The organism is Paraburkholderia sp. GAS32 (assembly GCF_050434225.1).
Taxonomy (GTDB): Bacteria; Pseudomonadota; Gammaproteobacteria; order Burkholderiales; family Burkholderiaceae; genus Paraburkholderia; species Paraburkholderia madseniana.
In genome coordinates this window covers 43534-67254 of record NZ_JBNPVS010000033.1, presented here as the reverse complement: position 1 = coordinate 67254, position 23721 = coordinate 43534, and the positions used below count along the sequence as shown (strand labels likewise).

The window sequence follows — 23721 nt, the reverse complement described above, 5'->3', positions numbered from 1 at the left end:
CGCTCCGCCAAAGCCGAACACGGATTATTTCGCCGTGTTCGGCTTTGGCATTTCTGAGGCTGGAATGTTGAATTTGAGCGGAGGCTCGCGCCACACCTGCTTGTGATTTTCACGCTCGGCAAGCTCGGACTGCAGGCGTGTGTCAAGGTCGCGGCGTGCTTGAGGCGACATATTCACATTGGAACCGGGCGCCGTGATGCTGTTCGTCGAACTGGATGACTGCGGCGTGACCGGACTGGACGACAGTGCGCGCGGCAAGGTGGTGCCCTGTTCGCGATAGTAGTCCCGATCCGATTGGGCCGACGCGCCGGCAGACAGCGCGGCGGCCGCCACAAAAAGTAACCAACGTTGCATCCGGACACCTCTGAATTAATAAGTGATCCGGAGGTTATCACGGCGCACATCTCGTTATTAGGTCCGTCGCTGCGTTAAGCCGTGCGCGTCGCCGGGCCGCGGCGGCGGCCGTTCCGCTTCCATGTCAGCCTACTGCGCCTCGATCATCAGCGCGTCGAGCTTGAATGAACCGTCGTCCTGTACATCGAAATACTGACGCACCTCATCGGGCGAGTTGCTCCACAGCGAGCGAATCGCCGCCACGCGCGGCTCCGGCGTGCGCATGCGCGCCACCCACGAACTGAACTCAATCTCAATGCGCCAACACTCGCGAATCGATGCCTTGAAACCGGCCGCTTCGAACAATGCAATCCATTCGTCCGCGCGGTAGTCGCGGATATGCGAGCCGTCGCGCAGCAATTCCACCGCCTGAATATGCGTATCGAGCAGCGGATGCTCGGCGCCGGCGATGTCGATGAACAGCACCTTGCCGCCCGGCTTCAACACGCGCCGCACCTCGGCCAATGCAAGCGGCACGTCGTGCCAGTGATGCGCGCTCATCCGGCTGATGACCCAGTCGAACGAATCGGCTTCGAACGGCAGCGCTTCGGCCGCCCCCTGTTGCGTGCGGATGTTGGTCAGGCCGCGGTCTTTGGCCGCGCCGTCGACGGTCGCCAGCATTTGCGGCGCGATGTCGTAGGCGACCACTTCTTTTGCGTGCGGCGCTACCGCGAAACTCGCGTGACCTGCTCCGCAGCCCATGTCGAGCACCTTCGCATCCGGCGTCGCGGCGATCGATTCGGCCAGCGTCTGCAGATCGGCGCCGGTGGCATGCGTCTGACTCGTCAAATACGCGGCGGCGGTTGAGCCGAAGGCGTCGGCGACCTGATCGTGATGCTTCATGGGAGGCTCCGGTTATGTACGTGGGGTTGCGCCGGGCTTGAGCCCGGGTCTTTCTGGACGGCGCTGCGTCGTTCCAGCCGCTACAATAGAGCCCGCCGTGTACCAGTACAAGTTGAGCAATTATTCTGGTATCAATAACACCACCCCGCCAAGTGCCGCCCAACCAGAATGACCACGCCGTCCTCCGCCGACAATCCGCCGCCGCTCGAAGCCACGCCCGCCCGAGCACTTGGCGATTTCATCCGTGCGCATCGCGAACGGCTCTCGCCGCAAGCGCTCGGTCTGCCACCCGGTCCGCGCCGCCGGACACCCGGCTTGCGGCGTGAGGAAGTCGCGCAGTTGTGCGGCGTTAGCCCGACCTGGTACACGTGGATCGAACAGGGCCGTCCCGTCTCCGCTTCCGCCGATGCGCTGGCGCGGATTGCGGTCGCGCTGCAACTGTCGCGCGCGGAGCGGGCGTATTTGTTCGAACTGGCTGCGCAGCGCGACCCGGCCGAGCCTGATCCGGCCGCCGCCGACGCGCCCGCCACCCTGCTGGAAGCGGTGCAACTCGTGAACGCACCGGCCTACGTGCTCGACCGGCAGTGGAACGCGCTCGCCTGGAACGAACGCGCCGCCGATCTGTTCGTCGGCTGGCTGGACGGCACGCACGACCGCAATCTGCTGCGCTACACCTTCACCGAACCGGCCGCACGCGAGTTGATCGTCGACTGGGAAACGCGCGCACGGCGCCTCGCCGCCGAATTCCGCGCCGACTCGATCCGCCATCTGAACGACGCGCCCACCCGAGGGCTGATCGACTCCCTCACCGCCGCCAGCGACGCGTTCGCCCGCTTCTGGGCCTCGCAGGACGTCGGCGGCCGCGAAGGCGGCCGGCGCGAATTCAACCATCCGCGCGACGGCCGCATCGTCTACGACCAGATCACCTTCAAGCCCGCGCATCGCGAGGATCTGAAGCTGGTGGTGCTGGTGCGGGAATAGCCCAGTGTTAAAATCCCAGTCTTTCGCCCGTTTCGATGGCGCCTGTACCGTACGCAAACGCCGTCTGCCTCTTCACCGTTCGTTCAACTGCCCAACACCATGACGTCCCAACTGCACAAAAAAGGCGAAGCCTGGTCGGCTCGCTTCTCGGAGCCGATGTCGGAGCTCGTCAAACGCTACACGTCGTCGGTTTTCTTCGACAAGCGTCTGGCGCTCGTCGATATTGAAGGGTCGCTCGCGCACGCCTCGATGCTGGCCGCGCAGAAGATCATCGCCGCCGACGACCTCGCCGCAATCCAACGCGGCATGGCGCAGATCAAGGGTGAAATCGAGCGAGGCGAGTTCGAGTGGCAACTCGATCTGGAAGACGTCCACCTGAACATCGAAGCACGCCTGACCGCGCTGATCGGCGACGCCGGCAAGCGCCTGCACACGGGCCGCTCGCGCAACGACCAGGTGGCAACGGATATCCGTTTGTGGCTGCGCGGCGAAATCGACCGCATCGGCGGCCTGCTGACGGAATTGCGCACGGCCCTGCTCGAGATGGCGGAGAAGAATGCCTCGACCATCATGCCGGGCTTCACGCACCTGCAAGTCGCGCAGCCGGTCACGTTCGGCCATCACCTGCTCGCCTACGTCGAAATGTTTTCGCGCGACGCCGAACGCATGGTCGATTGCCGCAAGCGCGTGAATCGCCTGCCGCTGGGTGCAGCCGCTCTGGCCGGCACCAGCTATCCGATCGACCGTCATGCCGTGGCGAAAACGCTCGGCTTCGACGGCATCTGCGCGAACTCGCTGGACGCGGTGTCCGATCGTGACTTCGCGATCGAATTCACGGCAGCGTCGGCACTGATCATGACGCACGTGTCGCGCTTCTCCGAAGAACTCGTGCTGTGGATGAGCCCGCGCGTCGGCTTCATCGATCTGGCCGACCGTTTCTGCACCGGTTCGTCGATCATGCCGCAGAAGAAGAATCCGGACGTGCCCGAACTCGCGCGTGGCAAGACGGGCCGCGTGAATGGCCATCTGATCGCGCTGCTGACCTTGATGAAAGGCCAGCCGCTCGCGTACAACAAGGACAATCAGGAAGACAAGGAGCCGCTGTTCGACACCGTCGATACGGTCGCGGACACGCTGCGCATTTTCGCTGAAATGGTCGCGGGCATCTCGGTGAAGCCGCAAGCCATGCGCGACGCCGCGTTGCAAGGTTTCTCCACGGCAACCGACCTCGCCGACTACCTGGTCAAGCGCGGCCTGCCGTTCCGCGACGCGCACGAAGCGGTGGCGCTGGCGGTTCGCGTGTGTGCCGATCGCGGCTGCGACCTGGCCGACCTGACGCTGGAAGAAATGCGTAAGGAACTGCCGAACGTCGCGCATCTGATCGGCGAAGACGTGTTCTCGTATCTGACGCTCGAAGGTTCGGTGGCGAGCCGCAACCATCCGGGCGGCACGGCGCCCGAGCAGGTGCTCGCGGCGGTCAAGGCGGCACGGGAAGCGTTGAAGTAAGGTAAGGCCTGGCGCGCACGGGCGCGTCGCGCACAAAAGAAAGCCTGCGCGAAGCGGGCCAAATGAAAGACTTCCACCGATGCCTCTCGAAAGAGGCCATCGAAGTGTAGGCGTGTTTTGGCCGCAGGCAAATCCGGTCATATTTCGGCCTATTACAAAGCGCGCAATGGTTCGGTGCGCAAGCTGAACCGGCGCTGCACCGCCGCTCGCTTGCGCCCCCCAGAGCGCTTTAGGGCACTACCGTCTGCGGCAACGGGTCAAGAAAACCCGCCTCGCGCAGATACCCGACGTAGAGCCGGATCAGCGCACCGTAGTCGACCGTTAGATCCACGCCGTGCCGCGCCAGCTCCGTCAACGTTCCGATCTGTTCGACCGGCAGGGGCGCAGCGGACAGATCGCCCGTATAAAAGTCGCGAATCAGCGCCAGACCATTCGACGCGTCGAGATCCGCCAGCCGCCGTTGCCAGTCAGCCGCCGGCTGCGGCTCGGCACGCAAACCGCAACCGGCCAGCGCCGCGAACCACTGCCGCTGGCTGAGCACGAGCGGATTGTTCAGGTTCGCCACCCGTAAGCCGGCACGCGGATGCAGTGCCACCGCCGTCACCGCGCCGGCAAGCAGATCGACCGGCATCATCTCCACTTCCTGGGCCGTTTCCGGATAAGCGCCCAACTGCAGGCAGCCCTTGTTGAACAGCCAGAAATGGTTGTGCGCGAAGTTGCTGAAGCCGGTACGGCTGTGGCCGGTGATATTGCCCGGCCGCACGATCACCGCCGGCAAACCGAAGCGGCGCGCACACTCCGTGACCCGCTGCTCGCCCACCCACTTTGTCAACAGATAGCCGTTGTCCAGCATTGGACGAGCGTCATTCACGCGCTCGTCGATGCGCCGGGCGCCCGCCAGCATCTCGCCGACCGACAGTGTCGAGACGAAGCAGAACGGTTTTTGCCGCTGCGTCAGCGCGAGCCGCAGCAATGCCTCGGTGCCGCCGACATTCGCCCCCTTCATCGCCTCATAGCTATGCAGGTGATGCACGAACGCGCCGCAATGCAGGATCGCGTCGACCTCCGCGGCGAGTTGCCGCCAGCGTGGTGTGTCGAGCCCAAGCTGCGGCACGGCAAGATCGGCGGGGATCACGTCGACGCGGCTGAAGTCGATTGCCAGACCCGCCTCGCGCGCCTTGTCCTGCAAGACGGCGCGCCCTGCGGCAGCGCTCGCACAGCGTTGCAGGCAGATCACCTTGTCGAGCCTCCCGCATAACGCGTGCAGCAGGTAAATGCCGAGAAAGCCACTCGCGCCGGTCAGCAGCATTGTGCGAATCGGCGCTGCTTCGACGGCGTCAGAAAAAGCGGGCGCGGCCTGCTCGACAACGAACGGCTGCGATGCGTCGGCAATGGCGCGTTCGATCATGTCCTCGTGACCGCCGTCCGCGAGCGTCGCGATGGTCGGCGAACGGTAAAACGCCGCCATCTGAAACTGGATGCCGAGCGCATCGCGCAATTGCGCCTGCATCCGCACGGCCAGAATCGAATTGCCGCCGAACCGGAAGAAACTATCGTCGCGGCCAATACCGGAGACGCGCAGCAGCGTCTGCCAGATTTCGGCGATGCGTTGCTCGACGCCTTGGCGCGGCGGCGTACCGCCGGCGCGTGACGGCGCCGGCAGGGCCTTGCGATCGTGTTTGCCGTTCGGCGATGCCGGCAGGGCGTCCAGCCGGATAAAACACGCTGGCACCATGTAGTCGGGCAGCGCCAGCGCCACATGACGGCGCAGCGTGTCTTCATCGAGCGCGCCGCCTCCTTCGCCCGGCGCGGCCACGTAGTACGCAGCCAGATAGCGCGCCTCGCCCTCGCCCCACACCCGGCAGGCAGCATGCGCGACACCCGGCGCGGCCGCGATGCAATTCTCGATCTCGCCGAGTTCGATGCGAAAACCGCGCAGCTTGATCTGCGCGTCGTTGCGGCCGAAGTATTCGATCGTGCCGTCGGCAAGAAAGCGGCCGAGGTCGCCGGTGCGATACATCAGCGCGTACGGTGCATCGCGAAACGGATCGACCACGAAGCGCTCCATCGTCATGGCCGACTTCTATGAGCAGTGAGTTGTCAAGCGCCGATGTAGATTTCCCCGACCGTGCCGGGCGGCGTCAATTGCCGCTGGGCATTCAGCAGATAGAGCCGGTAACCCGGCAGCGGCTTGCCGATGATGCGGCTCGGCCCGCCCGGCAGCACTTGCCCGCACGAGGCCATCACCGTGATTTCGGTCGGACCGTACAGGCTGAAAAGTTGCGTGTGTTCGCTCCACCAGGCGGCGCTCGGTTCGTCCAGCGTATCGCCGCCGAAGCCGAGCAGTTGCAGATCGGGCAGCGGCTCGCGCGGCAAGCTCTGCACTACGACCGGTGCAAGCGATGCGTGCGTGACGCGCTCCATCTTCAATAACCTGTGCAGCAACAGCGGATTGCGGCGCGCCTCCTCCGGCAGCACGATGAGCGTGCCGCCGTGCAGCAGCGCGAGGAACAGATCGAGCACGCTCGCGTCGAAATTGGTGGACGCCGCCAGGGTGCTGACGCTGCCCGGCGCGTAGCCGAGCGCGCGGCTCGCGCCGGCCACCATTCGAACCACGCTGTGGTGTTCGACCAGCACCCCCTTCGGCTTGCCGGTCGAGCCCGACGTATGGATCACATAAGCAAGCGCCTCGGGGGCGACAGCGTGCGGCCGGTGCATGTGCCCTGACTGCTCTTCGGACTGCTTCTCCGCCCGCTTCTCCTCCTGCTTTTCGGCCTGCTTCCCGGCCACCTTCTGCGCGTCAGTCTCCGCCTGAACCTCCGTTTCCGTCTCGGTGTCCACCGTCCCCTTTGCCAGCATCGCCGGGTCAAGCTTGCGCAATTCACCGAGACCTGCGGCCTCCAGCGCGCAGCGGCTCGGCTCATCGGCCAGCACCGTATCGACCGAACAGTTTTCGACGAAATAGCGCAAGCGCTCGGCGGGATAAGCTGGGTCGAGCGGCACATACGCGCACCCCGCTTTGAGCACACCCAGCACCGTCGCCACCAGCAGGACGCTCTTCTGCATGCTCAAACCGATGCGCGCGCCGGGCGGCACGCAGGCTGACAAGCCACGGGCAATGGCATCGCTGAGCGCGTCGAGTTCGCGATAGCTGAGCTGCTGCTCGCCGCAGCGCACGGCAACGCGCGACGCGTGCGCCGCTGCCACCTCGGCGAAACGCGCAGGGATCGATTGCGGTGCATCCGGTAGCGGCTCGCCGCAAGCGAAGCTCAGACATTGCGCATGGTGCGCGTCGCTCAGCCAGGCGAGCTCGCCGACCGGCGCATCCGGCTGGTGAGCCGCGGCGTCGCACAGCGTCATGAACACCTCGGCCATCCGCTCGACCGAGGCCGCGTGCAGCACCGAGCTGTCGTATTCGAAGCGCCCGTCCAGACCGCCATCGGGCCGCAAATAGAAAATCGCCGACAGGTCCGCTTTCGACGTCAACGGAGGACATTCCTCAGCGTGATACGCCGCCTCGCCGATGCGGCCGTTCAGCTCAATGCCGTTCTGCAAACTGAAAATCGTGTTCAGTGCGCCGAGCTGGCCGTTATCGGTGTCGTAAGGCGTAGCGAGCAGATGATCGCGGTCTTCGAGCATCTGGCGTTGCACCGCGCGCGCCAGTTCGCCGAAGCCTTGCCGCGTGTCGATGCGCTGCACCAGCACCGCCATCGAGACGAACATCCCATAGATTCCCTCACTGCCCGGGACATCGCGGCCCGCATACGGATAGGCGCAGGCCAGTTGCTGCTGGCCGCTCACGCGCCACAGCCATACGAGGTACAGCGCGAACAGCACGGGCGGCAAAGTCATGTCGTGCGCCTCGGCAATCTGCTTCAGGCGCCGCATCTGGGCGGACCGCACATGCAAGGCCAAAGAGCGGTTCGCGTTGGGCTCGCGCTGCACTGCGTCGAACGACAGTTCGGTGCGCAAGGCCACGGCGTCGAGCTTGCGCATCCAGTAGTCGCGCGCGGCGGCAAAGCGCGGCGACGACGCCAGTTGCGGCGCCCAATGGCCGTAGTCGAACCACGAAAGCCGCTCGCCGGAAACCGGCTTACCTTCGTAGCGCGACGTCAGTTCATCCAGCAACAGCTTGAACGACCAGCCGTCGAAAATCGCGTGATGAATGCAGAACAGCAAGGTGGTGCGGTGCTCTTGCGGCGACAACAGCAGTTGCGCGTGCCACAACGGCGCGCGGTCGAGCGGCAAACGCAGCGCGCGCAGGGCTTCGGCACGCGCGTCGATGGCATCGGCATCGCAGCTTTCTAGCGGAATACACAAATCCGTCGGCAGGGTGGCGGTGCCCGGCAATATCAGCAATTGTCCGCCGCGTTCCGCGAAGCTCGCGTTGAAGATCGGGTTGTGCGCGAGCACGGCAACAAGCGCCTCGTGCAATCGCAACGGATTCGCGGCCCCGCCGAAGTCCACCCGCATCACAATGTTGTACGCGTTATCGTCAGGCTTGCCGAGCGCGCGGCTGTGCATCATCCGCACGAGCCGGCTTGCCACTGGCGCGGGCATGGGTGCGCCTGATTGCGCAACGAGCGGCGGCAGCGCGGCGCCTGGCTCGACGCTCTGCCGCGCCCTTGCGCAAAACGCGTCGAACTGCGGATGCTCGAACAGCGTCTTCAGCTTGACCGGCGCGGACAAGCTCGCGTTGATGCGATTGCACACGAGCGTGGCGAGTAGCGAGTGGCCACCCAACTGGAAGAAGTGGCTGTGTTCGCCGACGCTCTCGAGCGGCACGCCCAGCACCTCCGACCAGATCGCTTGCACCGCCAGCTCGAAGGTGTCGAAAGCGCGGCTTGCAGGGTCAGCCGAACCGGCTTGCAGCGCCGGCAATTGCTGCGGTCGATCTTGCCGTTCAGCGTCAGGGGCAGCGCTTCGATCGGCAGCAGGAACGCCGGCACCATGTAATGCGCGAGACGTTGCGCGAGACGCGCCCGCAGCACCGCCGGCTCAAGCGCGGCACCCACGTACCAGGCCACCAGCGCCGTGCCGCCCTGCCGCTCGCACGTGCCGACATAGGCGCTGCGCACCTCTGGCTGCTCGACGATGCTGGCCTCGATCTCACCGAGCTCGATCCGGTAGCCGCGAATCTTCACCTGAAAATCGCTCCGACCGAGGAACTCGATCGCGCCATCCGGCTGGAAACGGCCGAGGTCGCCGGAACGGTAGAGACGGCCCGGGCCGAACGGATTCGCCCGGAACTTCTGCCCGGTCAGTTCGGGCCGCAGCAGATAGCCGCGCGAAACGGCCGCACCGCCGATGCAGATCTCGCCGATCCCCCCAAGCGGCACCGCTGCGCCTTCCTCATCGAGTAGATGAATCTGATAGCCGGGAAGTGGATGCCCGAGTTGATTGGCCGGCTTGTCGCCGTCGAAGGTGTTTTCGGTCGCCATCACGGTGGTCTCGGTCGGCCCGTAGATGTTCGACAGGCGCAGCACGCCGGACCAGAAGCGGATCGTCTCGTCGTCGCTCGCTTCGCCGCCGCATAACACCGTGTCCAGATGCGGCAGCGCGCGCCGCGGCAGCAGCTTGAGAATCGCTGGCGGCAGGAACGCATGCGTGATGCGTTCGGCGCCGAGGAAGGCGGACAACGCATCGGCGTCGGTGCGCACCGCTTCGGGCACGACAATCAGGTGGCCGCCGTGCGTCACCGGATTGAAGATCTCCAACACGCTGGCGTCGAAATTGACGGACGCGAACTGTAGCCAGCGCGTGCCTGCATCACGCCGATACCTGCCCGTCAGCGAAGCGATCAGGTGCGCCAGCATGCCGCGCTCGATGACGACACCCTTGGGTTTGCCCGTCGTGCCTGAGGTGTAGATCACGTAAGCGGTGCGCTGCAGATCGGCTGACGCACGTTGGGGAGTGGTCGCCCCGGCCGCCGGGCATTCCAGTAGATCCTCGATCCGGTACAGCGCGCAATCGGCCAGCCCGCTCAAGCGCTCGTGCGTCGCGGCGTCGACAATCACGGCTCGCAGTTGCGCATCCTTGACGATGTAGCGCAAGCGCTCGTCTGGCATCTGCGGATCGAGGGGCAAATAGCCCGCGCCACTGGCGAGCACGCCGAGCATCGCCGGAACGATGCGTGCACCGCGCGAGACGCAAATGCCGATCAACGCGTCCCGCCCATCCGATGCGTCCGGCCCGAGCGAGGCAAGGGCTGCGCCCACACGCTGTGCGGCAAGCGCCAGTTGCGCGTACGTGAAAGCGGCGTCCGGGCCGCTGACCGCCGGATGCTCGGCGTGCTCGAGCGCTGTCTGCGCAAACAGATCGAGCACGTCGCGCGCGGGGGCCGCGAGCGGGCCGCCATCGGACCACGCCGCGCACTGCTGCCGCAACGCCGGCGTATAAAGATCGAGCGCATCGAGTTTCTGCTCGAGACTTTCGCCGAGGCGCCCGAGCAGCGCCGTCAAATGCTCGAACGCGAGACGCAGGCCGTCGAGTTCCTGGGGATGGCGGCTATGCACGTGCAACGCGATCTCCTCGCGCACATCAAGATAGATGCCGACGTCCTCGTGCGAGAAACGGCGCGAGTACGGTGCGAGCAACGCCACCGGCAGCGTGCCGAGCGTGAGCGCGTCGTAGGGCAGGCTGTCGGTCTCGCACACCACATTGGTCGCGCGCACAAAACCTGGCTCGCGCCGCTCGATGTCGTGCAGCACTTCGAAAGCCGGGAGTTCGGCGTGAAAATCGGCCATCCCGGCGCGCGCCGCCGCGTGCCGTAGAAACTGCCGCAGTGTCATCGTGTTGTCAAAGTCGGTTTTCAGGAAGCGCCGCCGTTCGTCGAAACCGATCGTCTCGTCGCGCTGGCAGCGGCCGCGCTGGTGATGCACGGTGAGCACCGCGCGGCTGCCGGTCATGCGGCGCAGCAGCACGTGAACACACAGTTTGATCAGCAGATCGGGCGCGACGCCGAGCGTTTTTGCTTCATTGCGCAATGCAGCGCCTGTTTGCGCGTCGAGGCGCACCGTAAAACTGCTGTCGGCGAGCGCGTTCTGCCGGCGCGGCGCATGCCATTCGAACGAGGCGTCACCCACCTGGCCGATCCAGAAATCGAGGTCGGTCTGCAAACGGTCGCTCGCAAGGAGTTCGCGCTCGGCGTCGAGCAGGCCTTGCTGATCGATGCCGAGCGGCGCGCCCGGCGCCTCGCCGCGATAGGCCCGGGAAAGCGCGTTGAACAACGGCGTCAGCGAAAAACGGTCGAGCAAGGCGGGATGGCAGGCGAACACAAGATAGCTGTGCGCGCCGGCGCGTAACAGCGTGAACGCCCACGGCAGTCCGGCGTCCATGCGGAAGGCACGCGCGCATAGGCCGTCGATCAACGACAGCACGGCGGCTTCCTCGCGCGCGTCGCGCCTGTCGAGATCGATGACGTTCAGTTCCGCGCGCACATCGCGGCGGATGACCCAGCGCATGCCCTGTTCGGCTTCGACGAGCCGGTAGGCAAGCGGCCGGCAATGGGCCACCAGTTGCGCCACGGCCGAGGACAGACGCTCGACGTCCGGACGGCCGTCGATCCGGTAAACGGCGCAGAGATTGGGACCGGCGGCGGCGTGCGCCAACGTGCGGGATTGCGTGCGCGTCAACGCAAAGGAAGAGTGTTCCAAACGATACCTCGTTGTCGGGATGGACAGGACCGATCGGCTCGCGCAGCGCCGGTCGCACGCGACTCATGATCGCGTTGCGGCGCTTCGCCCGATGGTCCGGCCCACGCTATTGACGTGAGGCTGTCGACACCATAGGAAAACTCTTAGAAGTCCTGTTGTATGCGAATCGGCGTGGCAAACTTTGTCTAAACACGGTTCGTGTCAGGCAGATCGCATCAGACTGAATGCATTCATGCACGCAGCAGAAAGGCAATGGAAAGGACGCCATGCGCGGCGTGCAAGCAAGTCGAATCACATGGCTCGGGATCGGCATACAGGGTGAACGACCATTGCATCCTGGCTTTTTTTGACTACCATCAAGTTAGATCCTGTCACAGTGCTTTCCTCGACGATGTCCACCCGCACACGTCACCTTCGCCGCCTGACTGGACGCTTCGCTTCACGCGTTAGCGCTTCCCTGTCGCATGCGCATAGCGCAACTTCGGCGCTCACGGCGGCTTCGGTTTTGGCCGCGCTCGCAGCCTCGGCAGGCTGCACGATCACGCCACCTGGTCGCCCGCTTGTCATCACGCCGGTGGCCGCCGTCAATAGTGCGACGCTCGACCAGTACCGCAGCGCGGTCGCGCAACGCATCGTCGAACGCAGCCCTTCCTACGTGTTACACGGCACGCCGCAAGCGATGCTGCGCTCGTTGGTCGTGGTGTCGTTCACGGTGGATCGCGATGGTCAGGTCCTGGCGTCGTCGGTGTATCGCACCAATGGCGACGACGAAGCCGAAAGCACCGCGCTCGCCTCCTTGCGGCGCGCCTCGCCGCTGCCGCAACCGCCCGGTAAATTGCTGAACGGCCGTGGCCAGCTCGAACTGTTCGAAGACTGGCTGTTCAACGACAACGGCAAATTCCAGTTGCGCGAGTTCGCCTCGCCGCAAGCGCAGGCCATCGACTGAACGCTCGCCTCACGCACCCCACCTGGTTGCTCCCCTGGTATGTCCGCTTTCGCGCGCGAGCGCTGACGGCTGACGTCCGCCGTTGTAAGCTGTCGCTTCATCGCCGGCGTTGAAGAAGGCTTCAATCGCCAGCGAGACGCGCCGAAGCACATGAACTTAAACAAAGATGCCGACCAACCACGCGCCGTCCGCCCATCGAAACACGGCGTCCAACAGCATCACGACATAAGGAGACCCTGCATGTCCACTTCGCCGATTTCCGCGGCCCAGCCCAATGCGTCCGGGCAGACCAGCAGCGCGCGGATCATCTTCGCGAGCTTCATCGGCACCGCGATCGAGTTCTACGATTTCTACGTCTACGCAACCGCCGCCGCGCTCGTCATCGGACCGGTATTTTTCCCGCACGGCTCGGCGACCGCCCAGGCTTTGTCGGCTTTCGTCACGTTCGGCATCGCCTTCGTCGCACGGCCGATCGGCTCGTTCCTGTTCGGCCACTTCGGCGACCGGATCGGCCGTAAATCGACGCTGGTGGCTTCGCTGCTGGTGATGGGTGTGTCCACCACGCTGATCGGTTTCGTGCCGGGCTACGACTCGATCGGCAGCCTCGCGCCGATCCTGCTGTGCGTGCTGCGCTTCGGCCAGGGTATCGGCCTTGGCGGCGAATGGGGCGGCGCGGCGCTGCTCGCCACCGAGAACGCGCCGGCCGGCAAACGCGGCTGGTTCGGAATGTTTCCGCAACTCGGGCCATCGATCGGCTTTCTGGCATCCAACGGTCTGTTCTTCGCCTTGGCGTTGTCTTTGAGCGACGAGCAATTCCGCAGTTGGGGCTGGCGCGTGCCGTTCCTCGTCAGCGCGGTGCTGGTCGTGCTCGGCTTGTATGTGCGCCTGAAGATCGCCGAGACGCCGGCCTTCCAGGCGGCCATCGAACGCAAGGAACGCGTGAAGGTGCCGATCGCCACGCTGTTCTCGCAGCACGGGCTGCCGACCCTGCTCGGCGCACTGGCGATGGTGGTCTGCTACACGCTGTTCTACAACGCCACGACGTTCTCGCTGTCGTACGGCGTGTCGGTCCTGCATATTCCCCGGCCGACGTTCCTCGGCATGCTGTGCATCGCGGTCGTATTCATGGCGCTCGCCACGCCGCTGTCGGCCTGGGCAAGCGATCGTTATGGCCGCAAGCCGGTGCTGATCGTCGGCATCATCGCAGCGATCCTGTCGGGCTTCACGATGGCGCCATTGCTCGGCAGCGGCCAGATGCCGCTGGTGCTGCTGTTCCTCGTGATCGAACTGTTCCTGATGGGTGTGACCTTCGCACCGATGGGCGCGCTGCTGCCGGAACTGTTCCCGACCAACGTGCGCTATACCGGTGCAGGCGTGTCGTATAACCTCGGCGGGATTCTCGGTGCGTCAGTCGCGCCGTATATCGCGCAGGTGCTGGCCGCGCACGGCGGGCTGCCGTGGGTGGGCGCTTATGTGTCGATTGCGGCGGCCGTCAGCTTGATCGGCGTGCTGTGCATGCGCGAAACCCGCGATGCCCAACTGATGTGATCAGGGTAAAGGCGCGCTGGTAAATCCCCTGCCTTGCGCGTCTTTTTGACTTGCCTATACTCGATTCCAATAACCCAAAGGCAAGCAGGGAGGCTCTGATGAGTATTCATCTTCACAACGCGGACATCGTGATGATCATCGCGCTGGCATTGCTATGTTCACTGCTGCTGGCTTTGCGCTTTCGTCCCGCGACGTGGAAAGGCATTGTCGTGGAAGCACTGGCCGCGAACGCGGCTGCCATCACTGCGGTAATCGCTTTCGAAATGCTGCTGGCCTGAACGGGCGAGCGCCGCGATATCTGGTTGGGCGCGGCAGACGGAAGCGGTCTGACTTGATCCGAAGAAGCGGCTGAGCGGCTGCCCCGTGCCTATGCAGGCAAGAGGCAGCCGTCAGCGTGGCGCTACATGCAGGCCTCGCGCGCGCCGCAAGCCGTTACCGGTAGTACCCGCCATGATGGTAATAACCGCCGCCGTAGTAATAGCCAGGCGCCGGTGCAACGATGCAGCCTCCGAGCGCCGTTGCGAGTAGCGTGCCGGCGATCAGGGTCAGGATTAAGCGTTTCATATTGTTCTCCTTCGTGTCAGATTCATTCGAGCCGAAACCCCGAATGACTCGATTGAACACGACCCTGCCTCGCGCGAGCGTTGCGATTTGTAAGGGAAAATCTCTGAGGTGTTACACCTTCGAACCCCGAAATCCGCGGCGTCGGAAGCATGGCGACGACAGACTCACATCAGACAAAAACACCGCCTATACTGCTTTGAACATGCGTGCGCCGCGCAAGCCCTGCCCGTGGCGGGTGCGCGAATCGCGGCGCTGATTATGGGTATCGAGTGCGCGTTTCCATGCGCCGTGGCTGAGCCAGTAACCACGCGAAAGCGCGCGCAAGTAGCCAATTAGGCACTCAACGAAAAGCGACAGATTTAACAGGCGTGTAATGCGCGGCGCCGATCCAAACGCTGGGAGCGGCCACGAGTAGCCGCCCGCGGCACGCCGATAAGCGGCACGCGAATCTGCCGGCACGCGCGCGGCTTGTCTTGATGAATGCGCCGTTGAACTCGACCGTCGGCCGGCGGTCACTGTAGAACTGAGTCGGCTACGCGACGTGGCCGCTCAGTGCGTGAGTCAGTTTGTTCATTGCAGCGATTCCTCTCCGCCCGTAGTTCCCCGACGCGGGCGCTTTTCGGAGGCGTTCCGTGGCAGCGCTCGTTTGATTGGGCGCCTGCGCGTCGCGCCTCTTTTCTTTTAGCCAAACGATTGCGCGAAAGCGCTGCGAAGCTGCGCTCAGGCTGCGGCCGATCCGTGCTGGATGGCGACGGCAGCGCGCGGTTCGCTGTGCACGTAATCGATCGCCTCCAGTACCTCGGCGATCGGCGGCACTGAGTGGCCGTCGCCGATCGAAATCGAGCGGAACGGCGCTTCGATGCCGAAATGCGATGGCGGGGTCGCCACAAAAATCATGACCGTGCGCTTCTGCAATCCATGCGCCAGATGAACGAAACCCGTATCGGTCCCGACCACCAGCGCGCACGCGTCGATCATCTGCGCGATTTCGGTCACGTTCAGCTTCGGCAGGACGGTCGAGCCCGGCACCTGCGACGCAATCTGCTCCGCCTCGGCGCGCTCGCCTTCCGAGCCCCACGGCAGCACCACATGGAAACCGCGCTGCGCCAACTCGCGACCGACCGCCACCCAATGAGGCAGCGGCCACTTCTTGTCATCTTTGGAAGTGGCGTGAAACAGTGCCGCGACCGGCGCGCTGTCAGCCGCGAACGGCGCGGTGGCCGGCTCGGGCAGGCGCAGATTGTAGACGGCCGGGCCTTCGACCTCGTAACCCAGCGCCTCGCTCGCGCTGATGCGCATGCCATGCCACGCATCGCAGCGCTGCGGACGCGGGCCAAAACGCCCCGTATAGGCAAATGCGGCGCCCCGCTCGCCCAGATCCTGTGACTGGTAGCCAATACGCTTCGACGAACGCGCCAGAAAGGCGATGATCGCGCTCTTGTACACGCCGTGAATATCGATGATGTAGTCGTAGCGATAGGCGCGCAATTCGGCGATCGACGCCGCGATCGCCTTGAAATCGCCCCAGCGGCGCGCCTTCTTGAAACGGCGCAGCGGCGCGCAAAGCACCCGGTCGACGCTCGTGCTCCAATGCACCAGTTCGGCGAAGGCCTCGTCGGCCGCCCAGTCCACTTCAACGCCTGGAAACGCGCGTTTTATGTCGGCGGCGACTGGCAACGCCTGCACGATATCGCCGAGCGAAGTGACCTTGACGATAAGGACTCGCTTCATTGAGGACCTATTAATTGTTCGAACATCCAAACATTTTAGCCGACGATTGGAATAATCTTCACCGAACGCTCCAGTGCGCCGTACGTTCATTAATACAGAGCGTTACACTGCGCGCCTTACGAATAGCCTTTTTACTATATTTCAAAATACTTTCATACAGTTGAAACGATAGAGCACGCTTTATAATTCAGCCTTTGCGCCAGCACATCCCCATGTCCCGGGCACTTCCTCCCCTCTCTTCCGGCATCGTGCGTCGCGCCAGACGCTTGTGGCGTCAATACGGCATCTTCTGGCTCGGCGCGATCGCGGTCGGCCTGGTGGCGGTGCTGTATGCCAGGCTGATCGATTGGGGCTACGGCGAATTCCGCACCATGCAGCAGCGGCACGTGTGGGCGCCGTTGATCGTCACGCCCGCGGTCGCGGCGCTCGCCGTCTGGCTCACGCGCAAGTTCTTCCGCGGCGCCGAAGGCAGCGGCATTCCGCAAGTCATCGCCACCCTGCATGCCAGGCCCGGCGAATACGGCGTGCGACTGCTGTCGTTCCGGATTCTGTTCGGCAAGATCGCCGTGTCGTTTCTGGCGATTCTCGGTGGCTTCACGATCGGCCGCGAAGGGCCGACCGTGCAGGTCGGCGCGGCGCTGATGTTCAATCTGCGGCGGCTGTATCCACGCTCGAACGCGCAGATCGAACGGCAACTGGTGCTTGCAGGCGCGGCAGCGGGTTTGTCCGCGGCGTTCAATACGCCGCTGGCGGGGATCGTGTTCGCGATCGAGGAACTCACGCGCAGCTTCGAGGCCCGCGCCAGCGGCGTGCTGATTACGGCGATCATCATCGCCGGCGTGATCGCGCTGGGGCTGAACGGCAACTACACCTATTTCGGCACCATCCAGATCGGCGCGCACTTCCCCGATCTGCTGGCAGTGGCCGTCGTGCTCACGGCAATCGTCACCGGTATTGCGGGCGGCGTGTTCGGCTGGCTGCTGCTGAACACCGCGCGCTGGATTCCGGCGCCGCTGCGTCAGTTGCACGGCGAGCGGCCGGTCGCGTTCGCCGCGCTGTGCGGTTTCGTGATCGCGGTGGTCGGCCTCATCTCCGGCGGCACGACCTTCGGCAGCGGCTATGCGGAAGCTCGCGGACTGCTCGACGGACACGAGCACCTGTCCGTGTTCTATCCGTTTCTGAAGATGATCTCGATGGTCGGCTCGTATCTGCCGGGCATTCCGGGCGGCATCTTCGCACCGTCGCTGTCGATCGGCGCGGGCTTCGGCAATCTGCTGCACATGGTGTTCGATTCGATGCAATTGCCGATGCTGATCGCCCTCGCGATGGTCGGTTATCTGGCTGCGGTCACGCAGTCGCCGATTACGTCGTTTGTGATCGTGATGGAGATGATCGATGGTCATGCGCTGGTGATTTCGCTGATGGCCACCGCGTTGATTGCGAGCCGTGTGGCGCGCTTCTTCGCGCCGCCGTTGTATGAGTCGCTGGCACAGCGCTATATGGCGCCGCTGCCGCAGCCGGCATCCGCGCCGGTGCCGGAAGTACCCGAAGTCGACGCGCCCGAACCGGCGGTCGTCGATGAGATCACGGGCGATGCGCCTGCTGAAGACGGCGCCCCGCGTCAGTAAACCACAACCGCCGGCGCGCGCATATAAACCGGCCGTGCCGGCACCACCACGCAACCGGCCAGCATGACCGCCAGTACGGCGATCAGGAGCAGATTCTTTTTCATCACGTGTTCCTCTGAAACACAGGCAAGCGCTACGCCGGACGCACGAGCGGCGCCTGTGTCGTCAAACTGGAGGGAGCGGCACGAGCGGTGTCGATTCCGCCGTGCCGCACACTGTTGAAGCCGGTGGACTTACGCCCAGTGGCCTTCGACCCAGCGGTAGTTCGGACCGTGTTCGACCCAATGGCCCGGCACCCAGTGGTAGCCGACGCGTTCGGCCTGCCAGTGGCCCGCGTCCCACACATAGCGGCCGTGGTCCCAACGCCAATGACCGTGATCCCACACATAACCGACACGCGGCGCCGGCACGGCTTCGTAACGCACGGCCGGCGGTGCGGACGGCGCGATCACGACGACTTCCTCGGCCGAAGCGGAGGCCACAGCGGATGCACCGGCAGCGATCAGAACAGCGTTGGCGATCAGCAAGCGAAAGGTCTTGTTCATGTTTTCCCTCTTTGGATGGACACCGGATGCGGCGTTATCCGTTTAATGCACGAGGGGACGAAGGCGCTGACTGTGGGCGTGTAACGGCGCATGCTGAAGTGCAACGGACTATTTCGCCGCGCGAAATGCAGGCGTGCGAAGGCCTGTGCGGGTGCACATGAACACAGAAGTAGCGGGGACGACTGCGAGGGAAACGGCGGGAGGACACAACGGATACAAAGAACGCATCACAACAGCAACAGCAGCGCTTACGCGCCCCACCTCGTCACGTCACATCGACGGGACGAAACAGAGCGCGCAGCACGTTACGCGGAACCCGCCTGCGGTATTTCGATCTTGACCTCGAGCACTTCGAGATCGTCCTGGCGTTCCAGGCTCACACGAATATCGTCATTGGAGATTTTCACGTACTTTGAAATCACGGCCACCAGTTCGCGTTGCAACGCAGGCAGGTAATCGGCAGGCGCATGGCCGCCGGCGCGCTCATGCGCGATGATCAACTGCAGGCGTTCCTTCGCTACCGACGCGGACTTCTTCTTCTCGCCCAGCAAAAACGAAAGAATCGACATGACGTGCGCTCCCCTTACTTGGTGCCGAAGAGGCGCTGCAGCAGCCCTGGCTTCTGGTAATCGGTAAAGCGAAGCGATTTCTGCTCGCCGAGGAAACGCGACACGACATCTTTATAGGCTTCGGCGACGTCGGTACCGTCGAGGTGCACAGCCGGCAGCCCCTGGTTCGACGCATGCAGCACCGCTTCCGATTCCGGAATCACGCCGATCAGATCGATGCGCAGAATTTCCTGGATGTCGGTCAGCGACAGCATTTCACCTTCGCTCACGCGCTTCGGGTTGTAGCGGGTGATCAGCAGGTGTTCCTTGATCGGCTCCTTGCTTTCGATTGCGCGCTTGGTCTTCGACGACAGGATGCCGAGGATACGGTCCGAGTCGCGCACCGAGGAGACTTCCGGATTGGTCACGATCAGCGCTTCGTCGGCGAAGTGCATGGCGAGCAGCGCGCCCGATTCGATACCCGCCGGCGAATCGCAGACGATGTACTCGAAGTCCATCGCGATCAGGTCGTTGATGATCTTCTCGACGCCTTCCAGCGTCAGCGCGTCCTTGTCACGGGTCTGCGAGGCCGGGAGAATAAAGAGGTTCTCGCACTTCTTGTCCTTGATCAGCGCCTGGTTCAGGTTGGCTTCGCCCTGGATCACGTTGATCAGGTCGTACACCACACGGCGCTCGCAACCCATGATGAGGTCGAGGTTACGCAGGCCGACGTCGAAGTCGATCACGGCGGTTTTGCTGCCACGCAATGCGAGGGCCGATGCAAAACTCGCGCTCGTGGTCGTCTTGCCCACGCCACCCTTGCCCGAAGTCACCACAATGATTTTTGCCATTACCCTTACCCTGTGTTCGTCAAATTCGTCAATTATGTGCGGCCATATTTGCCGTGGAACGCCGCGCGCCGTGTACGTGCAGGGCAGCGCGCGCTTCACGTCGATCAGGTGAGCCGCAACGGTTCGATCATCAGCTTTTCTTCTTCGAGCCAGATCTGCACCGGCTTGCCGAGCACGTCGGCCGGCAGCGGGTTCTCGGTCGTCCGATAGATGCCCGCGATCGAGATGAGTTCCGGCTCGAGACACGTACAGAAAATGCGCGCGTCGTGATTGCCCTGCACGCCGGCCAACGCCCGGCCGCGCAGCGGCGCGTAAATATGGATGTTGCCTTCCGCGATCACTTCCGCGCCGTAGCTCACCAGACCGAGCACGACCAGATCGCCCTTTGCGTAGATGCGCTGGCCCGAGCGCAACGGCTTGTCGACCACCATGGTCTGCGACGAGGTGGCGAGACGCACGGGCTCGGCGGCCGGCGCAGGTTCGACCGCGGCGGCCGTGGCCGGCGTGCCGTCTGCTGCCGAAAACAGATCGGCCGGCGGCGTCGCCGTCGCTGCGGTGGTTGCCGGCGCCGTAGCGGCAGCATTGGCGGCTTCCTCGTCAGCGGATTTAGCAGATGCGCCGCGACGGTCGCGCGCTTCGAGCAACGGCAGCGCGGATTCCGCCGCCCACGTCTGCTGCGCATTGGCCACCACGCCGACCGGGCGCATGCGCACGCTGTCGAGCAGTTGCGCGATGTCGGCGAGCGGCACGCGTTCGTTCTCGGCGAGCCGGCGCACGTCGATCGCGACGACGTCGTTAGCGAAAAATTCGGGGGTCGCCTCGAAGCGCCGGGTCAGTTCGGCACGCATTGCGTCGAGGTCGGTTGTCTTGACCACAAACAGGAGCGTGTCGACAGAGCCGCTGCGGAGTTCGAAAAAGGGCGATTTCTTGGGCGACATAGCGTTCGGCAAAAAATTTTGCGTATTTTACAGGCGTCCAGGCGGGGAGCGAGTTTTTTTGCCGACAGAACGCACCACGGCGGCCTGAACACCCATGACGTGGCCACGCCTCGGCCATTCAGGCCGCGTTCTGGCCGGTCATTCGGCCATGAACGCTGTAGCGACGCGGATGGGATGTGAGCGGCAGGCTGACGCGCCGCTCGCGGGATCACTGCTGAAATACCTGCGACGTGGTCGGCACGTGCCGCACCAGCAGGCTTTCGGCCTGCTCGGGCGCACGCACGACGCGCCGATGCTCGCCGGTGGGACCGAAGCCGAGCGCCTCGTAAAAGCGCATCGCATTGCGATTGGCGTCGGCGACCCACGCGTAGATTTCCATGGCGCCTTCGCCCGCGAGCCAGGCGCTGGCGGTGTCGACCAGCAACTCGCCGCCTCGCAGATGACGCACGGCCGGCGCCACCCACAACTCGCAGACGAACGCGCGCCGCGCCGCGGTGTCGTCGAAATAGGCCTCGACTAGTCCTGCCGGATGGCCCTCGGTATAGAGGATGAAACTGGTGAAGATGAACGAAACAGCGTGTTCGGCAGCGGTGGCGTCGAAGGTGGCGGCATCCGCCGACAACGCGTCCTCTAGCGTCTCGCCGAAGGCATAGGGCGCCTCCCGCAGCGACGCAGTACGGAGTTCGCGGAAAACAGCGCCCTGATCAGCGGCGATACGGCGAACGGTCAATGACGGACTCATGCAGACGAAAACCCCTTGAAACCCTAAGGCATAGCTTTAACCGAACCGGCGCGAGAGTCAAATCCTTATTTGCTGGATCGGACTGCAGCGGCGGTTCCTGGTGCAGGCGCCGCGCGCTCGCTGCGCAGCAATTCGCACGCCCACCGTCTTGATAGCCGGTTCGTCAGGCGCGCTGACCACTGCGTTCAAGGCGCTTCGTAATTGCCAGTGCCGTCCGGCCACGGCGTCAGCAGCTCGTAGCCCTCTTCGGTCACGGCGATCATATGCTCCCATTGCGCCGACAGCGAACGGTCTTTGGTGACCACGGTCCAGCCGTCACGCTGCACCGCGGTGCCGGCGCGGCCCGCGTTGATCATCGGTTCGATCGTGAAGACCATGCCCGGCTTCAGACGCACGCCCTGCCCCGGCTGACCGTAGTGCAACACTTGCGGGTCTTCGTGATAAACCTTGCCGATGCCATGCCCACAATAGTCGCGCACGATCGAGAAACCGTCGCGCTGCGCGATCTTCTGGATCGCGTAGCCGACGTCGCCGAGCGTGGCGCCTGGCTTGACCTCGCGGATGCCGGCCAGCATCGCTTCATAGGTCGTGTCGATCAGTTGGCGCGCCACCGTGCTCGGCTGGCCGACGCAATACATGCGGCTGGTGTCGCCGAAATAGCCGTCCTTGATGATCGCGACGTCGATATTGATGATGTCGCCATCTTTCAGGATTTCGCTGCGGTTGGGAATGCCGTGGCACACCACCTGGTTGACGGACGTGCAAACCGTCTTCGGAAAACCCAGATAGCCAACATTTGCCGGAATCGACTTTTGCGTATTGACAATGTAGTCGTTGCACAGTGCGTCGAGCTCGTCGGTGGAGACACCGGCCTTGACGTGCTCGCCGATCATCGCCAGTACGTCGGCCGCAAGGCGGCCGGAAATGCGCAGCTTGGCGATGTCGTCAGGAGTCTTGTAGGTAATGGCCATGAATTCGGTGGGGGTGAAACGATGTTGACGATCGGCCAATTGTACAGAGGATCGCCGGAGGGCCTCCGCGAGCCGGGTCCGCTCGCCGAATTCGCCGCGAGCACACGCATATCAGTCCGCCGATGTGAGCACGAATTGCATCACGTCCGTGCGTCCTTCGTCGAAGCCGGCTTCGCAATACGCCAGATACAGCCGCCACGTCCGCACGAAAATCTCATCGAAGCCTTGCGTGTGGATCGTATCGAGTTGCGCTTCGAACGCACTGCGCCAGCGGCGCAGGGTCTCCGCATAATCGCGCCCGAATGCCAACGACGTGCGCGCCGTGAGCTTGCCACGCCGCGCTGCTTCGATGAAACGCTGCGGACTCGGCAACATGCCGCCCGGGAAAATGAATTCGCGGATGAAATCACTGGTTGCGCGATAGGCGGCGAAGTGCGAGTCGTCGATCGTGATGGTTTGTACGAGCGCGCGTGCGCCAGGCAGGAGACGCTCGCGCAAGATGCCGAAGTACGTCGGCCAGAATTTTTCGCCGACGGCTTCGAACATTTCGATCGATACGATGCTGTCGTATTGGCCCGTCAGCGTACGGTAGTCGCGTAGTTCAAGATGCACTCGATCACTCAGGCCTGCTTCGCTCACACGCTGCTGGGCGAATTCGAGTTGCGCCTGCGAGATCGTTATGCCGTGCACGTGGATACCCTGGCGCGCCGCGTGCATCGCAAAACCGCCCCACCCGCAGCCGATTTCCAGAATGCGCATGCCTTCGCGCAAACCAAGCGTGTCGATGATGCGTTGATACTTCGCGTGCTGTGCCGCTTCGAGCGATTGATAGAAATTGCCGTCGAACACCGCGCTCGAATAGGTGAACGTCGAATCCAGCCACTGCGCGTAGAACGCGTTGCCGATATCGTAGTGCGCGTGAATATTGCGCTGGCTGCCCGCACGCGTATTGGGCCTCAACTTATGACGCAGCCCGTACCAGAGTTGCGCGAGCCAGCCGCCGTAGACCGTGCGTTGCAGCGCGCGCTCGTTGCGAATCGCCACGCGCAGCAAGGCGGCCAGATCAGGCGTGTCGACCCAGAACGCGCGCCATGCGTCGGCGAAACCGATATCGCCTTTGCGCAGAATCGCGCCGCACGCACGCCAGTCGCACAGTTCCAGGCGCGCGCCCGGCGCCGCGTGCGGATTGCCGAACACACGCTGCTGACCGTCGGGCGTGATCAATACCAGATGCCCAACCTGAATCCGTTCGAGCAGAGAGAGAAACAGACGTCCCGACGCGGGGATGGTTCGGTGTTCGCTCATTGTTCTCGAAAGCGCCATGGCTGAAT

General features: G+C 63.9%; 20 protein-coding genes. 6 read left to right on the top strand and 14 right to left on the bottom strand.

The window, feature by feature from the left end:
• Positions 1–24 precede the first annotated feature (24 nt).
• Together P3T25_RS32065 and P3T25_RS32060 are read right to left on the bottom strand one after the other, a co-directional pair.
• Positions 25–354, bottom strand: a complete 330-nt coding sequence (locus tag P3T25_RS32065; RefSeq protein WP_266241250.1) for a hypothetical protein — start codon at positions 352–354, stop codon at positions 25–27.
• A gap of 129 nt (positions 355–483) precedes the next feature.
• Complete coding sequence (locus tag P3T25_RS32060) at positions 484–1236, bottom strand: class I SAM-dependent methyltransferase (RefSeq protein WP_154558935.1); 753 nt, start codon at positions 1234–1236, stop codon at positions 484–486.
• A 168-nt stretch (positions 1237–1404) separates the two neighbouring features.
• Here P3T25_RS32060 and P3T25_RS32055 point away from each other — a divergent pair, with 168 nt between their 5' ends.
• Together P3T25_RS32055 and argH are read left to right on the top strand one after the other, a co-directional pair.
• A complete protein-coding gene (locus tag P3T25_RS32055; RefSeq protein ID WP_429360903.1) occupies positions 1405–2217 on the top strand; it encodes a helix-turn-helix transcriptional regulator in 813 nt (270 codons plus the stop codon).
• Positions 2218–2316: 99 nt separating this feature from the next.
• The gene (gene argH, locus P3T25_RS32050) at positions 2317–3723 is read left to right on the top strand and encodes an argininosuccinate lyase (protein ID WP_266241244.1); all 1407 of its coding nucleotides are present in this window, start codon (positions 2317–2319) and stop codon (positions 3721–3723) included.
• Between the two features lie 229 nt (positions 3724–3952).
• Here the strand turns inward: argH and P3T25_RS32045 are convergent, their stop codons facing one another.
• Genes P3T25_RS32045 through P3T25_RS32035 form a run of 3 tightly spaced genes read right to left on the bottom strand, consistent with a single transcriptional unit; the run spans position 3953 to position 11378 of the window.
• On the bottom strand, positions 3953–5797 hold the full coding sequence (locus P3T25_RS32045) for a thioester reductase domain-containing protein (RefSeq protein WP_429360900.1): 1845 nt from the start codon (positions 5795–5797) through the stop codon (positions 3953–3955).
• Between the two features lie 26 nt (positions 5798–5823).
• On the bottom strand, positions 5824–8508 hold the full coding sequence (locus P3T25_RS32040; protein ID WP_429360943.1) for an AMP-binding protein: 2685 nt from the start codon (positions 8506–8508) through the stop codon (positions 5824–5826).
• The gene (locus tag P3T25_RS32035) at positions 8391–11378 is read right to left on the bottom strand and encodes a non-ribosomal peptide synthetase (RefSeq protein WP_429360898.1); all 2988 of its coding nucleotides are present in this window, start codon (positions 11376–11378) and stop codon (positions 8391–8393) included. The genes P3T25_RS32040 and P3T25_RS32035 overlap by 118 nt, the downstream gene beginning before the upstream one ends.
• Before the next feature lie 391 nt (positions 11379–11769).
• Here P3T25_RS32035 and P3T25_RS32030 point away from each other — a divergent pair, with 391 nt between their 5' ends.
• From P3T25_RS32030 to P3T25_RS32020, 3 genes are all read left to right on the top strand, one after another.
• The gene (locus P3T25_RS32030; RefSeq protein WP_154558931.1) at positions 11770–12324 is read left to right on the top strand and encodes an energy transducer TonB family protein; all 555 of its coding nucleotides are present in this window, start codon (positions 11770–11772) and stop codon (positions 12322–12324) included.
• Between the two features lie 240 nt (positions 12325–12564).
• Positions 12565–13872 carry an MFS transporter gene (locus tag P3T25_RS32025; RefSeq protein WP_266257405.1) on the top strand — a complete coding sequence of 436 codons (1308 nt, stop codon included), beginning with the start codon at positions 12565–12567 and terminating at the stop codon, positions 13870–13872.
• A 98-nt stretch (positions 13873–13970) separates the two neighbouring features.
• A complete protein-coding gene (locus tag P3T25_RS32020) occupies positions 13971–14150 on the top strand; it encodes a hypothetical protein (protein WP_093643889.1) in 180 nt (59 codons plus the stop codon).
• 154 nt (positions 14151–14304) lie between these two features.
• Here the strand turns inward: P3T25_RS32020 and P3T25_RS32015 are convergent, their stop codons facing one another.
• Together P3T25_RS32015 and waaC are read right to left on the bottom strand one after the other, a co-directional pair.
• Positions 14305–14436, bottom strand: coding sequence for a hypothetical protein (locus P3T25_RS32015; RefSeq protein WP_266241240.1), 132 nt, complete (start codon positions 14434–14436; stop codon positions 14305–14307).
• A gap of 720 nt (positions 14437–15156) precedes the next feature.
• Positions 15157–16167: a lipopolysaccharide heptosyltransferase I gene (gene waaC / locus P3T25_RS32010; RefSeq protein ID WP_429360894.1), complete on the bottom strand. Its 1011-nt coding sequence runs from the start codon at positions 16165–16167 to the stop codon at positions 15157–15159.
• Between the two features lie 212 nt (positions 16168–16379).
• Here waaC and P3T25_RS32005 point away from each other — a divergent pair, with 212 nt between their 5' ends.
• Positions 16380–17795: a chloride channel protein gene (locus tag P3T25_RS32005; RefSeq protein ID WP_429360892.1), complete on the top strand. Its 1416-nt coding sequence runs from the start codon at positions 16380–16382 to the stop codon at positions 17793–17795.
• A gap of 233 nt (positions 17796–18028) precedes the next feature.
• Here P3T25_RS32005 and P3T25_RS32000 read toward each other — a convergent pair whose 3' ends face one another.
• The 7 genes from P3T25_RS32000 to P3T25_RS31970 form a co-directional block, all read right to left on the bottom strand.
• Entirely contained in the window at positions 18029–18340 is a 312-nt protein-coding gene (locus P3T25_RS32000) for a YXWGXW repeat-containing protein (protein ID WP_154558928.1), read from the bottom strand.
• A gap of 305 nt (positions 18341–18645) precedes the next feature.
• Positions 18646–18909, bottom strand: coding sequence for a cell division topological specificity factor MinE (minE, locus tag P3T25_RS31995; RefSeq protein ID WP_028196771.1), 264 nt, complete (start codon positions 18907–18909; stop codon positions 18646–18648).
• A 14-nt stretch (positions 18910–18923) separates the two neighbouring features.
• Positions 18924–19739 (bottom strand): septum site-determining protein MinD, encoded by an 816-nt coding sequence (gene minD, locus P3T25_RS31990; RefSeq protein WP_054035077.1) that lies wholly within the window; start codon positions 19737–19739, stop codon positions 18924–18926.
• 104 nt (positions 19740–19843) lie between these two features.
• Positions 19844–20677, bottom strand: a complete 834-nt coding sequence (minC, locus tag P3T25_RS31985) for a septum site-determining protein MinC (protein ID WP_429360889.1) — start codon at positions 20675–20677, stop codon at positions 19844–19846.
• A 208-nt stretch (positions 20678–20885) separates the two neighbouring features.
• Positions 20886–21419, bottom strand: coding sequence for a GNAT family N-acetyltransferase (locus tag P3T25_RS31980; RefSeq protein ID WP_154558926.1), 534 nt, complete (start codon positions 21417–21419; stop codon positions 20886–20888).
• Positions 21420–21604: 185 nt separating this feature from the next.
• Positions 21605–22390, bottom strand: a complete 786-nt coding sequence (gene map, locus P3T25_RS31975; protein ID WP_429360941.1) for a type I methionyl aminopeptidase — start codon at positions 22388–22390, stop codon at positions 21605–21607.
• Positions 22391–22501: 111 nt separating this feature from the next.
• Positions 22502–23713 (bottom strand): class I SAM-dependent methyltransferase, encoded by a 1212-nt coding sequence (locus tag P3T25_RS31970; protein WP_429360887.1) that lies wholly within the window; start codon positions 23711–23713, stop codon positions 22502–22504.
• Positions 23714–23721 lie beyond the last annotated feature (8 nt).

Coding starts and splice junctions, on each gene's coding strand:
- map (WP_429360941.1), bottom strand. CDS start 22,390: ATGGCCATTACCTACAAGACTCCTGACGACATCGCCAAGCTGCGCATT.
- P3T25_RS32005 (WP_429360892.1), top strand. CDS start 16,380: ATGTCCCGGGCACTTCCTCCCCTCTCTTCCGGCATCGTGCGTCGCGCC.
- P3T25_RS32055 (WP_429360903.1), top strand. CDS start 1,405: ATGACCACGCCGTCCTCCGCCGACAATCCGCCGCCGCTCGAAGCCACG.
- P3T25_RS32020 (WP_093643889.1), top strand. CDS start 13,971: ATGAGTATTCATCTTCACAACGCGGACATCGTGATGATCATCGCGCTG.
- argH (WP_266241244.1), top strand. CDS start 2,317: ATGACGTCCCAACTGCACAAAAAAGGCGAAGCCTGGTCGGCTCGCTTC.
- P3T25_RS32000 (WP_154558928.1), bottom strand. CDS start 18,340: ATGAACAAGACCTTTCGCTTGCTGATCGCCAACGCTGTTCTGATCGCT.
- P3T25_RS32065 (WP_266241250.1), bottom strand. CDS start 354: ATGCAACGTTGGTTACTTTTTGTGGCGGCCGCCGCGCTGTCTGCCGGC.
- P3T25_RS31980 (WP_154558926.1), bottom strand. CDS start 21,419: ATGAGTCCGTCATTGACCGTTCGCCGTATCGCCGCTGATCAGGGCGCT.
- P3T25_RS32025 (WP_266257405.1), top strand. CDS start 12,565: ATGTCCACTTCGCCGATTTCCGCGGCCCAGCCCAATGCGTCCGGGCAG.
- minD (WP_054035077.1), bottom strand. CDS start 19,739: ATGGCAAAAATCATTGTGGTGACTTCGGGCAAGGGTGGCGTGGGCAAG.
- P3T25_RS32030 (WP_154558931.1), top strand. CDS start 11,770: ATGTCCACCCGCACACGTCACCTTCGCCGCCTGACTGGACGCTTCGCT.
- P3T25_RS32015 (WP_266241240.1), bottom strand. CDS start 14,436: ATGAAACGCTTAATCCTGACCCTGATCGCCGGCACGCTACTCGCAACG.
- P3T25_RS32060 (WP_154558935.1), bottom strand. CDS start 1,236: ATGAAGCATCACGATCAGGTCGCCGACGCCTTCGGCTCAACCGCCGCC.
- minC (WP_429360889.1), bottom strand. CDS start 20,677: ATGTCGCCCAAGAAATCGCCCTTTTTCGAACTCCGCAGCGGCTCTGTC.
- waaC (WP_429360894.1), bottom strand. CDS start 16,167: ATGAAGCGAGTCCTTATCGTCAAGGTCACTTCGCTCGGCGATATCGTG.
- minE (WP_028196771.1), bottom strand. CDS start 18,909: ATGTCGATTCTTTCGTTTTTGCTGGGCGAGAAGAAGAAGTCCGCGTCG.
- P3T25_RS31970 (WP_429360887.1), bottom strand. CDS start 23,713: ATGGCGCTTTCGAGAACAATGAGCGAACACCGAACCATCCCCGCGTCG.
- P3T25_RS32045 (WP_429360900.1), bottom strand. CDS start 5,797: ATGACGATGGAGCGCTTCGTGGTCGATCCGTTTCGCGATGCACCGTAC.